General features: G+C 63.7%; 18 protein-coding genes and 1 tRNA gene. 12 read left to right on the forward strand and 7 right to left on the reverse strand.

Annotated elements, in window-relative coordinates; genetic code table 11:
• A partial coding sequence (locus tag VK804_RS12085) for a sodium/proton-translocating pyrophosphatase (protein WP_325371047.1) occupies window positions 1-346 on the forward strand: 346 nt, incomplete at its 5' end.
• Window positions 347-445: 99 nt separating this feature from the next.
• On the opposite strand, the gene VK804_RS12090 is transcribed toward VK804_RS12085, so the two are convergent.
• Together VK804_RS12090 and VK804_RS12095 are read right to left on the reverse strand one after the other, a co-directional pair.
• Window positions 446-802, reverse strand: coding sequence for a hypothetical protein (locus VK804_RS12090; protein ID WP_325371048.1), 357 nt, complete (start codon window positions 800-802; stop codon window positions 446-448).
• 213 nt (window positions 803-1,015) lie between these two features.
• Complete coding sequence (locus tag VK804_RS12095; RefSeq protein ID WP_325371049.1) at window positions 1,016-1,501, reverse strand: outer membrane protein assembly factor BamE; 486 nt, start codon at window positions 1,499-1,501, stop codon at window positions 1,016-1,018.
• Between the two features lie 119 nt (window positions 1,502-1,620).
• Between VK804_RS12095 and VK804_RS12100 the strand changes: the two genes are divergently transcribed.
• From VK804_RS12100 to VK804_RS12130, 7 genes are all read left to right on the forward strand, one after another.
• Window positions 1,621-2,172, forward strand: coding sequence for a ubiquinol-cytochrome C chaperone family protein (locus VK804_RS12100; RefSeq protein WP_325371050.1), 552 nt, complete (start codon window positions 1,621-1,623; stop codon window positions 2,170-2,172).
• Window positions 2,169-2,759, forward strand: a complete 591-nt coding sequence (locus VK804_RS12105) for a DUF177 domain-containing protein (protein ID WP_325371051.1) — start codon at window positions 2,169-2,171, stop codon at window positions 2,757-2,759. Before VK804_RS12100 ends, VK804_RS12105 begins: the two co-directional genes overlap by 4 nt.
• Window positions 2,760-3,081: 322 nt before the next feature.
• Window positions 3,082-4,143 (forward strand): phosphate acyltransferase PlsX, encoded by a 1,062-nt coding sequence (gene plsX / locus VK804_RS12110; RefSeq protein ID WP_325371052.1) that lies wholly within the window; start codon window positions 3,082-3,084, stop codon window positions 4,141-4,143.
• A complete protein-coding gene (locus VK804_RS12115) occupies window positions 4,140-5,117 on the forward strand; it encodes a beta-ketoacyl-ACP synthase III (protein ID WP_325371053.1) in 978 nt (325 codons plus the stop codon). Before plsX ends, VK804_RS12115 begins: the two co-directional genes overlap by 4 nt.
• A 131-nt stretch (window positions 5,118-5,248) precedes the next feature.
• Window positions 5,249-5,575 carry an integration host factor subunit alpha gene (locus tag VK804_RS12120; protein WP_325371054.1) on the forward strand — a complete coding sequence of 109 codons (327 nt, stop codon included), beginning with the start codon at window positions 5,249-5,251 and terminating at the stop codon, window positions 5,573-5,575.
• Window positions 5,576-5,691: 116 nt separating this feature from the next.
• Window positions 5,692-6,258, forward strand: a complete 567-nt coding sequence (locus tag VK804_RS12125; RefSeq protein ID WP_325371055.1) for a MerR family transcriptional regulator — start codon at window positions 5,692-5,694, stop codon at window positions 6,256-6,258.
• Between the two features lie 231 nt (window positions 6,259-6,489).
• A tRNA-Pro gene (locus tag VK804_RS12130) sits at window positions 6,490-6,567 on the forward strand.
• 9 nt (window positions 6,568-6,576) lie between these two features.
• Here VK804_RS12130 and VK804_RS12135 read toward each other — a convergent pair.
• The gene (locus VK804_RS12135; RefSeq protein WP_325371056.1) at window positions 6,577-6,699 is read right to left on the reverse strand and encodes a hypothetical protein; all 123 of its coding nucleotides are present in this window, start codon (window positions 6,697-6,699) and stop codon (window positions 6,577-6,579) included.
• Window positions 6,700-6,972: 273 nt separating this feature from the next.
• A complete protein-coding gene (locus tag VK804_RS12140) occupies window positions 6,973-7,308 on the reverse strand; it encodes a hypothetical protein (RefSeq protein ID WP_325371057.1) in 336 nt (111 codons plus the stop codon).
• Between the two features lie 21 nt (window positions 7,309-7,329).
• Between VK804_RS12140 and VK804_RS12145 the strand changes: the two genes are divergently transcribed.
• Complete coding sequence (locus VK804_RS12145) at window positions 7,330-7,476, forward strand: hypothetical protein (RefSeq protein ID WP_325371058.1); 147 nt, start codon at window positions 7,330-7,332, stop codon at window positions 7,474-7,476.
• A gap of 52 nt (window positions 7,477-7,528) precedes the next feature.
• On the opposite strand, the gene VK804_RS12150 is transcribed toward VK804_RS12145, so the two are convergent.
• Complete coding sequence (locus VK804_RS12150) at window positions 7,529-7,903, reverse strand: hypothetical protein (protein WP_325371059.1); 375 nt, start codon at window positions 7,901-7,903, stop codon at window positions 7,529-7,531.
• 205 nt (window positions 7,904-8,108) lie between these two features.
• On the opposite strand from VK804_RS12150, the gene VK804_RS12155 reads away from it, so the two are divergent.
• A complete protein-coding gene (locus tag VK804_RS12155; protein WP_325371060.1) occupies window positions 8,109-8,303 on the forward strand; it encodes a hypothetical protein in 195 nt (64 codons plus the stop codon).
• A 31-nt stretch (window positions 8,304-8,334) separates the two neighbouring features.
• On the opposite strand, the gene VK804_RS12160 is transcribed toward VK804_RS12155, so the two are convergent.
• Window positions 8,335-8,580: a hypothetical protein gene (locus VK804_RS12160; protein ID WP_325371061.1), complete on the reverse strand. Its 246-nt coding sequence runs from the start codon at window positions 8,578-8,580 to the stop codon at window positions 8,335-8,337.
• A gap of 243 nt (window positions 8,581-8,823) precedes the next feature.
• On the opposite strand from VK804_RS12160, the gene VK804_RS12165 reads away from it, so the two are divergent.
• Window positions 8,824-9,138, forward strand: coding sequence for a septal ring lytic transglycosylase RlpA family protein (locus VK804_RS12165; RefSeq protein WP_325371062.1), 315 nt, complete (start codon window positions 8,824-8,826; stop codon window positions 9,136-9,138).
• 148 nt (window positions 9,139-9,286) lie between these two features.
• Window positions 9,287-10,255: an SDR family NAD(P)-dependent oxidoreductase gene (locus VK804_RS12170; protein WP_325371063.1), complete on the forward strand. Its 969-nt coding sequence runs from the start codon at window positions 9,287-9,289 to the stop codon at window positions 10,253-10,255.
• Window positions 10,256-10,366: 111 nt separating this feature from the next.
• Here VK804_RS12170 and VK804_RS12175 read toward each other — a convergent pair.
• Window positions 10,367-11,299 (reverse strand): acetamidase/formamidase family protein (locus tag VK804_RS12175; RefSeq protein ID WP_325371064.1); only part of this gene is annotated, 933 nt, incomplete at its 5' end.

An 11,299-nucleotide genomic window follows, 5' to 3' on the forward strand; every position in this document is an offset into this window, starting at 1 on the left:
GCTGTCGCCGGTCTTCGTCTATTTTGTCATTTACGGCATTGCGGGCGGCGGTGCGGCCGGCAAGTCGGCGGCGTTCTCCGCCGTCGGGGCCATGCTGCTAGGGGTGATCGTGACCGGCCTGTTTGTCGCGATCTCCATGACCTCGGGCGGCGGCGCCTGGGACAACGCCAAGAAATACATCGAGGACGGCCATTACGGCGGCAAGGGTTCCGACGCCCACAAGGCTGCCGTGACCGGCGATACCGTCGGCGATCCCTACAAGGATACGGCCGGTCCCGCGGTCAACCCGATGATCAAGATCACCAACATCGTGGCGCTGTTGCTGCTCGCGATTCTCGCACACTGAGCCGGGATACGATTCGAGACAAAACCCCGCGGCGCAAGCCGCGAGGTTTTTGCTTGAAGGACGCGCTATCCGAGGTCTGGCGGCGAGGTCGTGAGGCGATCAGGCCAGCGCGTCGGCGTTTTTCGCAAACTCCTCGTCAGTGGTGAATGCGATCTCCTTCACCTGGACGATCTCGTGCTTGTTGCTTCCGATCACCACGATCTCCTTGAGGAAGGAGCCGGGGAAGGACCCGTGAACCTTATAAGGCTTGGTGCCTTTGCCCAGTGGTCCCGTCCACCCCATCACCCGGATGGCGAGGCCGCCGACCCACTGCGGGTCGCGGACCAGCTTGATCCCGGAGGTGAAATTCGGCGCATGGCCCTCGACGGTGACGGAAAAGAATCCCGGCTTGCCCTTTCCGGTCCAGACATAAGTGGCTTGCGCGGTATCGAACGGTTCTGGTCCATAGAAACCCATGACGTTAATCTCCTGATGATTTGGCGGCCGTGAGAGCCTTTAAAAGAGCCGATGACTTGATTCAGCCCCGCGCTGGTCGTAGCGCCGTCCGCAAAATCCACGTGTGAAGTGGATCACAAGTAACCAGAACGTGTGTTGCGCGGCATCGCGCTTGCGACCTGGTGCGCCGCTGATGTGCACCACCGCGTCCGGGACACGAATATTCAGTTGGCCCTAATTGAAGCTGATCAGCCGGAACAGCGGCGCCAGATAGCTGAGCTCCTGGCCGGAGGTCGGCGTGGTGCGGCTGATGAAGTCGAAGATCTTGCCGTCCTGCAGCCCGTAATTGGCGAGCCGCTTGACCTGGCGATTCCTGTCGAAATAGATCGCGATCACGCGCTGGTCGATGATCTTCGGGTTCATGAAGGCGACCGGGCGGTCGGCGCGCTGGGAGATGTAGTAAAACACCTCGCCGTTGAGGGTGGCGACTGTGGACGGCGTCCCCATCACGATCAGCACCTGATCCTGGCTCGCCCCGATCGGAATCTGCTCGAGCGCGCCGGGGGGCAGGATGTAGCCCTTCTGGAACTGCTCGCCGGTGCAGCCGCCGAGCACCGCGCACAGCAATGCCATGGCGGCCACCGCGCGCACGCCACGCGCCCGCGCGGTCGATCCGCGTGGCGCGAACAGGCGCTGACGTATCTGGCTGATTTGCCTCATTCCGGAACTGATCCCGTCCCCTTGCATCGCGCGAGGTGTTGACGTACGGCCCAGCACGCCGGATTGCAACATGCGCGAACCCCTAGGGTTCGCTTGAAGGCTCGCTTGCGGAACCCACAATGCTTTGGCCGTTCAATCACTTCTGGAAACCCCGGATAGCCCCGCGCGGCACCATCGAGGCCATCTATGGCATGATCGTGACGCAAGCGCGAGAACCCCTGTTCTATCGGGACCTGACGGTGCCGGATACGGTTAACGGCCGTTTTGACCTGTTGGTACTGCATTTGTGGATGGTATTGCGGCGGCTGAGGCTGCTTCCGGGCGGGCAGGCGTCGTGCCAGGCGCTGTTCGACCGCTTTTGCGACGACATGGACGGCAACTTGCGCGAGATGGGGGTTGGCGATCTCACGGTCCCCAAACGCATGCAGGCCTTCGGGGAGGCGTTTTACGGCCGCAGCGCGGCCTACGACCTGGCGCTTGGCGAGGGTGTCGAGCCACTGGCGCAGGCGCTGAACAAGAATATCTTCAATGGCGGGCATGACGAGAACGCGCGGCGGCTTGCCATCCATGTCGAGGCCGCGATCGCTGCATTGGCGGCGCTGGACGACGCGACGATCGAGAGCGCATCGTGGCGTTTTCCCTTGCCTGCACAACCGAGCGCATCACCATGAGCCGACCCAAAGCCACCGCCGACAAGCCCGATCCCTGGCGCGTTCCCGTCGTGGTGGCGCAGATTCCGGAGGCCGGATCGCATCACGACATCGAAGCCGGTCAGCAGGCGCGCCAGGCCATGGCCGATCTAGCGGGCCTTCGCGAGATTGGCTTTGCCAGCGCTTCGCTCGACGTCACGCCCAGGGGCAGGGGCCGCTTCCATGTCGGAGGTCGCGTGCGCGCCCGGGTCGGACAGACCTGCGTGGTGACGCTCGAGCCGATCGAGAACGACATCGACGAGGAGGTCGATGTCATTTTTGCGCCGCCCGATCAAATTCCCGTTCTTGCCGATCTCGTCGATGAGGCGCTGGAGAGCGACGAGGCGATTCCCGATCCGCCGGAGCCGATCGAGAACGGCATCATCGATCTCGGCCGCCTCGCAACCGATGCGCTGTTCCTCGGGATCGATCCCTATCCGCGGCGGCCGGATGCGATTTTCGAGCCGCCGGTGGAGGCCGCCGATCCCGAGGCCCATCCGTTCGCCGCACTGAAGGCGTTGCAACTCGATTCCAAACCGGCCGGGACGAAGAAGCCCGGCAAGCGCTGATGCGGCGCGGATGCGCCGGCAAGGCGCGCTGGATGCCGGCGCGGCGTTCGGATTCGATTCAGAGCCGGATCCGAGTTTGGTTCCGAAATTTGGCCTAACACGCTGAATTGTCAGGGTATGTTGGCATGTTCCGAATTCGCGCCGCGACCCTCTGGACGCCAAAAGACGGCGGTCAAGAGGTTGTGTCGGGACGCGGAAACGCTATTGTCCCGGCCCGGCTGGGGCGCATCACTGCACCCGCCGATCGCCGCTATCCGTGGCGATTTCAAAGTCCGCGGCCGAAGGCGCTTCACGACCGCAAGATCAGGTTTCCGGGACGTTCATGCCTCAAAAGGTTCGAATCGCGCTTGACGCCATGGGTGGCGATGTCGGCGCATCGGTGGTCATTCCCGGCGCCGCGATTTCGTTGAGCCGGCATCCCGATTCGGAATTCCTGCTGTTCGGCGATGCTGCGCTGATCGAACCTGAACTGGCCAAACACCCTTCGATGAAAACGGTCTCGCGCGTCATCCATACCGATGTCGCCGTCTCCATGCACGACAAGCCGAGCCAGGCGCTGCGCCGCGGCCGCAAGAACTCCTCGATGTGGCTCGCGATCGAGGCGGTCAAGAAAGGCGAGGCCGACGTCGCGATCTCCGCCGGCAATACCGGTGCGCTGGCGGCGATGGCGCGGTTCTGCCTGCGCATGCTGCCCGGGATCGACCGGCCGGCGCTGGCGGCGATATGGCCGACGGCGCGCGGCGATTCGGTCGTGCTCGATCTCGGCGCCACCATCGGCGGCGACGCGCATCATCTGGTGGCGCTGGCGGTGATGGGCAGCGCCATGGCGAGCGTGCTGTTCCATCTGGAACGGCCGACCATCGGTCTGCTCAATATCGGGGTCGAGGAAATCAAGGGCCGCGAGGAGATCCGCGAGGCAGCCGAACTGCTGCGCGCGATGAACTTGCCCCAGCTCGAATATATCGGTTTCGTCGAGGGCGACGGCATCGGCAAGGGGGCAGCCGACGTCATCGTCGCCGAAGGCTTTTCCGGCAATATCGCCCTGAAGGCCGCCGAAGGCACGGCGCGGCAAATCACCGACTTCCTGCGCAGCGCCATGTCGCGCAGCTGGCGCGCCCGGATCGGCTATCTGTTTGCAAAGAATGCCTTCAAGGCGTTGCGCGACAAGCTGGACCCCTCCAAGTCCAATGGCAGCGTGGTGCTCGGTCTGAACGGCATCGTGGTCAAGAGCCATGGTGGAACCGACGCCGAAGGCTTTGCCTATGCCGTCGATGTTGGCTATGACATGGTCCGTAACGATCTCCTCAACAAGATCAATCAGATGCTCAATCGCGACGGCAGCACGCCTGGATCGGTGCCGACCGCGCAGGAGGCCGTCTCGTGAGCTCAATACGTTCGGTGGTGCTGGGTTGCGGCTCCTATCTGCCGCGGCAGATCCTGACCAATGCCGAACTGGCGCAGCGGATCGACACCACAGACGAGTGGATCGTGCAGCGCACCGGCATCAAGCAGCGCCATATCGCGGCCGAGGGCGAGTTCACCTCGCATCTGGCCGTGCACGCGGCGCGCGCCGCGCTCGCTCACGCCGGCGTCGACGCGCAGTCGATCGACCTGATCGTGCTGGCGACCTCCACGCCGGACAACACCTTTCCCGCCACCGCCGTTGTCGTGCAGAACGAACTCGGCATCCACCATGGCGCGGCCTTCGACCTGCAGGCGGTCTGCTCGGGTTTCGTGTTCGCGCTCGCCACCGCCGACAATTATTTGCGTACCGGCGCCTTCAAGCGGGCGCTGGTGATCGGGGCGGAGACCTTTTCGCGGATCCTCGACTGGAGCGACCGCGGCACCTGCGTGCTGTTCGGCGACGGCGCCGGCGCCGTCGTGCTCGATGCGCAGCAACAGCCCGGCAAGATGTCCGACCGCGGCATATTGACCACGCATCTGCGTTCCGACGGCCGGCACAAATCGAAACTCTATGTCGATGGCGGGCCGTCCTCGACCCAGACGGTCGGTTATTTGCGGATGGAAGGCCGCGAGGTGTTCAAGCACGCGGTCGGCATGATCACCGATGTGATCGTGGCCGCGTTCGAGGCCACCGGCACGAGCGCCGACGACATCGACTGGTTCGTGCCGCACCAGGCCAACAAGCGAATCATCGATGCTACGGGGCACAAGTTGCATATTGCACCGCAGAAGGTGGTGCTGACGGTGGACCTGCATGGCAACACCTCGGCGGCCTCGATTCCGCTGGCGTTGTCGGTTGCGGTCGCGGACGGACGCATCAAACAGGGCGATCTGGTGCTGCTGGAGGCCATGGGCGGCGGCTTCACCTGGGGTTCGGCCCTGTTGCGCTGGTAAGCGCCATCTTAAAAAGTCTGTGTACTTTGCTGACTTCTTTCATGCTTTTGCATTGATGAGCGCTGTTGACCGTCGTAAGCTAACCTCATAATTTCGCAAATAGAAATTGTTCGCCGGAGTTGGGGCAGGCGATGACCGCAAGCGGAAAGACAGTGACACGCGTCGATCTGTGCGAAGCCGTCTACCAGAAGGTAGGGTTGTCGCGCACGGAATCGTCTGCCTTCGTCGAACTGGTGCTGAAGGAGATCACCGACTGCCTGGAGAAGGGCGAGACGGTGAAACTGTCGTCGTTCGGTTCCTTCATGGTGCGCAAGAAAGGCCAGCGTATCGGCCGCAACCCGAAGACCGGAACCGAAGTGCCGATCTCGCCGCGACGGGTGATGGTGTTCAAGCCGTCGGCGATCCTCAAGCAGCGGATCAACGGCCACCAGGCCAACGGCGAAGGCAAGGCCGAATAGAGCGTTTTCAAGCGAAGTGGAAACCGGTTCGCGTGCAGAAAACGCGTCAAGACAACAAATAAGCCAGGGCCGGCAGAAGCGATCATTTGACCAGCGAGCGAAAAAGGAGCGGGCATTTGGACAAGGCGCCGGATGCGTTCCGTACCATCAGCGAGGTGGCGGCCGACCTCGACATTCCCCAGCACGTGCTGCGGTTCTGGGAGACCCGGTTCGCCCAGATCAAGCCGATGAAGCGCAGCGGCGGCCGCCGCTACTACCGCCCCGACGACGTCGACCTGCTCAAGGGCATCCGCCGCCTGCTCTATGGCGAGGGCTACACCATCCGCGGCGTGCAGCGCATCCTGAAAGAGCACGGCATCGCCTCGGTGCAGCGGCTGGCTGACAGCTCCGCGGTCGCCTCGTTCGGCGCGATCGAGGAGGCGGTCGGCCAAAGCATCCTGGAGGACGGGGACGACGCCGCTCCCGGCATCGACATCGACGACGACGATTACGAGACCGCCGACGGCATCGATTTCCGCCTGCTCACCGACGAAGACGAGGACGGCATTCCGGGCGTGGTCGAGAATGGCTCGCTGTCCGGCTTCGGCACCGCGCCGCGGCTGCTCGACACCACGCGGCTGGAAAGCGTGCTGCAGGACCTGATCGCCTGCCGCCAATTGCTGGATACCGCGCTGAAGGGCTAGCCATCGTCTTCTTCTCCCTCGCCCCGCCCTTGCGGGGCCGAGACGAGCGAAGCTCGCTCTGAGCCGAGACGAGCGAAGCTCGCTCTGAGAGGGCGGGTGAGGGGCTCTCCCAGCGAAGTTTGGTGTTGGCTGCGATCAATGTCCCCGTGGACGGGGGGTTCCAGCATAGCCCGTCGCCTGGCCGATCCCGCGCCTTGCGCGCAAGGCCGATCGAAGCTAAGGGAACGGCATCGGAGCGTGGCGCAGCCCGGTTAGCGCACTAGTCTGGGAGACTAGGGGTCGGAGGTTCAAATCCTCTCGCTCCGACCAATAATTCCCTCAGTTCTTGCCGGTGGTCCCCGGCACCGAGCCGCCAAACTGCGAGGAGCCGGTCCCGCTCAAGCTGGTGCGGCCTCCCGCGGTGCCGTTCGGATTGTTCGAGCCTGCCGAGCGATGCATCATGTGATGGTCTCTCATCCGATGGCTTGAGTGCGCGAATGCGCAGGTGCTCGAAAACGCGAGCGCTGCGGCGAGGGCAAATGTCATAATCTTCATGGTCGTTCCTTCTCAGATCCAACGAGCTCGGATAATCCGCCATGATCCAATTTGTTTCCTCCTCGCGCACGGCAGCTCAAGCGCCTTCGGCTTGACGAACAAAAAGCGACGCGCAAACCGCATTTGCGTTGTCTGAACAAATATTCATCCGGAATGAATCTGGCGCGTTCCGCCTCACCGTTAGTTGACCGCGCCGCTTGTTTCGTCGCCGAATAAACCTCCGGCAACAGTGTCCCATACTTGACGGGCGACTTCATGTAACTGGAGGGAAGCATGGCGCGGAAATTGATGATGGCTCTTTTGGCAATGGCCGCGATCGGACTGGTTCAGCCGACGATGGCGCTGGCTCGCGGCGGTGGTGGTGGCGGCGGAGGTGGCCACGGAGGAGGTGGCGGCGGCCACGGTTTTGGCGGAGGTGGCGGCGGTGTTCATAGCTTCGGTGGCGGCGGAATGGGCTTTCGCAGCGCTGCCGTCCACGGAGGTTTCGTCGGTGGCGGCTTCCACGGCTTTCACCATGGCTTCCACCGTCGTGCGTTCGTGGGATTTGGCGTCGGGCCCTACTACGCCTATGACGACTATCCCTATTATTACGATGACTACTATGATGACGGTTGCTACCTTGTCCGCCGCCGCGTGATGACGCGCTACGGCTGGCGCATCCGCTCCATGCAGGTCTGCGGTTGAAAGCGCGGGATCGATAAAGGCGACCGCCGGCTCGGCCGGCGGTTCCGCAGTGCTACGCCGACGCCGTGAACAGCGCCATCGCGCGCCAGCGTTCCAGCCATGGCCGGGGATAGACTGATGTCTTGAGCCGGGATTCCCAGCGGCCGGGGGAAAAGGTTTCGATCGCCACGCGCCAGGCGTCGCCGTCGTTCCATTCGATGTCGAGAACACGCGTCGTGCGGCCGTGGGCGTCCCCCGCAACGTCGACGGCGAGCCATCGGGGCCTTCGATGGGGATAATAGGTCACCTGCAGGCGGTTGCGCTCGGCGACGCGGCAGGGTTCCGCGCCCTGTTGCCAGCGGCCGTGCTTTCCGACCAACCGTATCGCCAGCGCGCGCGCCTCGTACAGTTTGGGTGCCCAGTCCGGATCGTCGGTCACGGTTTTCATGCGAGCGGTCCCGGGAAATGTCTGGGCCAGTCAGCGGGTCGATCCTAGGCGAAATTCAGGTCGGAGAAAATACGCTTCTCAAAATGGGGCAAACTGACTGCCACGTCGTGGCGGCAGTGCGAACCGGTGCTTTTGTTTTATCGGAACGAGGCGGGGGGCAGAGCCGTTGTCACCAGTTCCCATGCAGGGAAACAAAGGAATCAACATGTCCCGTCACAATGAAATGCCGCCCGTGCCGCCCGCCAACCGCAGTCACAAGGGCACGGGTGACAACGCCGAAGCGAACAAAGACACCTCGAAGACGAAGGGCGAAGTAAATACCGCCGAGCAGGGTGACACCGCCAACATCCGGCAGAACACGACCAATGCCGGGTTCTTCAAGGGGCGGCGCGTCAAGTAGCGCGGCTCTCGCCGCGCATGCGGCCCCGCGTCTAGCGCGACAGCCGCTTCGCGTTCGCCGCGACGTGTTCCCGGTAGCGGTCAACCACGCTGCTCGCGGTGCCGCCGGACATCAGGCTTGCGCCGGCCTCGAGCATGGCATGCAGCTTCTCCGTCACCATCAAATTCGCTTCGTCGTGCGAGCCTCGGCCGCCCGACATCATCTTCATCATGCGAAGGCCGATGACGTTACCCGACTCAAATGCCAGAAACACGGTCGAATAAAAAGGGCCAAACATCGTGCGGTCGCTCCCACACAGCGAAATGCTGCAGGGAACAAATGCCGGGCGCGATGAAAAGGTCCCCGCCAATCGGCTGGTTTGTGAACAATCCGCGCAAGGTGAGCGGTTTCGCTCATGGCGTCGCTGATTATCGGCAACGTCGCATAGGCGTGCAGCAATTCGATCCGGCGATATCCGTCCCGGAAGGGAACTTTAGGGATCGGCCGCCGTTCATGCCCGATGACACCTCGGGAACTCTCATTGGCGTTTGCCTTCCTGGCCCTGGCCATTTGTCCGGTGCGCGCTGAAAGCGGCATGGCCGCGTTCTATGGCGGCGGGCGCACGGCGAGCGGCGAAGTAACTACGCCATCGGGACTGTGGGCGGCACACCGCACCTTGCCGTTTGGCACCATGGTGCTTGTCACCAATGTTCGCAACGGCAAGACGGTCGTGGTGCGGATTGTCGATCGGGGCCCGTATGGCCGCGGCCGAATCATCGACGTCAGCCGCGCGGCGGCGCGCGAACTCGACATGATCGAAAGCGGCACGACCATGGTGAGCGTGGTGCGGCAGTAATTCCTGAACTCACGCGGGATGTTCGCGGAAATTCTCCTTGCAGCGTTCGGCCGGCGAGTGCCGGTGGCGATTGCCGCGGCTTGCGCCGTGGTTTGAACGAAGCTAGAGACGGAGTTAAAGGTCAGCCAATAAACGGGGGGCAGCGCTCATGAAGGATTTTGCCGGCAAGATCGCTGTCATCACCGGAGGCGGCACGGGCATGGGCCGCGAGCTGGCGCGGCAGCTGGTCGCCGAGGGCTGCAACGTCGCGATGTGCGACGTCTCGGCTGCCGCGATGGCCGAGACCAAGCGGCTGTGCGAGGTCGAAAGATTGCCGCAGGGCTTGCGCGTCACCACCCACGTCGCCGACGTCTCGATCGAGGACCAGCTCAAGCGCTTTCGCGACGAGCTGGCCGAGCAGCAGGCGACCGACAAGATCCATTTGCTGTTCAACAATGCCGGCATCGGCGGCGGCGGCAGCCTGTTCACCAATACGCGGGAGCAGTGGGAACGGACCTTCAACATCTGCTGGGGCGGCGTCTATCTCGGCGTGCGGACCTTCCTGCCGATGCTGATGAAGGCCGACGAGGCCCACATCGTCAATACCTCGAGCGTCAACGGGTTCTGGGCTTCGGTCGGCATGGGCGTGGCGCACACCGCCTACAGCGCCGCCAAATTCGCGGTGAAGGGATTTACCGAGGCGCTGATCAACGATCTCCGGCTCAATGCGCCGCATATCAAATGCTCGGTGGTGATGCCCGGCCATATCGGCACCTCGATCGTGTCCAATTCGCGCAAGATCCAGAGCGGCACCGAATCGGACGCGCTCAGCCCCAACGAAATCCTCTCCGCCCGCCAGCGCCTCAAAGGCATGGGCGTCGATACCGCGCCGATGTCGGACGACGATATCCAGAAGATGGCCGCCGATCGCGCCCGCAGCTTTCGCGACGAGGCGCCGATGACGGCTTCAGCCGCGGCAAAAGTCATCCTCGACGGCGTCAAGGCCGAGCGCTGGCGCATCCTGGTCGGCGATGACGCCGAGCGCCTCGACCAGCGGGTGCGGCAGGCGCCGGAACGCGCCTATGACGGCGAGTTCTATCGCAGTTTTGCCGAAGAGGTCGGCTGGCGGGTCGGGTGAGGCACCCGCGAAGAACCCGTAGCCCGGGTGGAGCGAAGCGAAACCCGGGGACCGGTCGTGGGGCGGCTTCCCCGGATTGCGTTGCGCTTCATCCGGGCTACGGCACCGTCCTCACCCATGCACCACCGACTTCGCGATCATGCAGTGAATGCCCTTGGAGCCGTTCACGGTCTGCGTCACCCGCAGATCGGCGGCGAGGCTGCACAGCGTGTAGGCGTCCTCGCGCGACAGATTGCGCTTTTCGCCGAGCAGCACGATCATGTCGCGCAACGCGCGCACCACGCATTGATCGAGGTCGGGGTCCATCGCCATCGTCATGTAGTGATCGGCGGTCTCGGCGCGGGGATAATCCAGCCGCAAATCCGCTCGCAGCGTCAGCTTGAAGCGGCCGCGCAGCGCGGTCTCGATCGCGGTGACGCAGACCTCGCCGTCGCCCTGCACGCCATGGCCGTCGCCGCAGGAGAACAGCGCGCCCGCCACGAACACCGGCAGATAGAGTTTGGCGCCGGCGCCGAGCTCCTTGTTGTCGAGATTGCCGCCAATGGCGCGCGGGATCAGCGAGGTGATGCGGCCCCAGGCCGGCGGCGGCGCCACGCCCATCACGCCGAAAAACGGTTTCAGCGGCAGGTCGAGCCCCCAAGGCAGCCGCCCGACCATCTTTTCGCGATCGAGCGGAATGTTGATCAGGCGGGTTTCGTGGAAATCGTCGGGCAGGGTGCCGGCGAGCGGCCGGATCAGATTGTAACCCCAGTCCTGCCGCAGGCCGACCTCGAGGATCTCGACTTCGAGCACGTCGCCCGGCATGGCGCCCTCGACCGCGACCGGACCGGTCAGGATGTGGCCGGGCACCATGCGCTCGTTTTTCGCGTGCACCTCGTCGAGCTCGGGCGGGACATGAAACCGCTTGCGGTCGGGCACCACGTCAGGGCCGCCGCTGATGGTGTCGATGGTCACCTCATCGCCGCTTTTGATGGACAGGACAGGTTTCAGTTTCGCTTCGAAGAATCCCCAGTGGCAGGTTTCGGGGCTGGAATGCAGGTGATG

This window comes from Bradyrhizobium sp. (assembly GCF_035484855.1).
Lineage (GTDB): Bacteria > Pseudomonadota > Alphaproteobacteria > Rhizobiales > Xanthobacteraceae > Bradyrhizobium.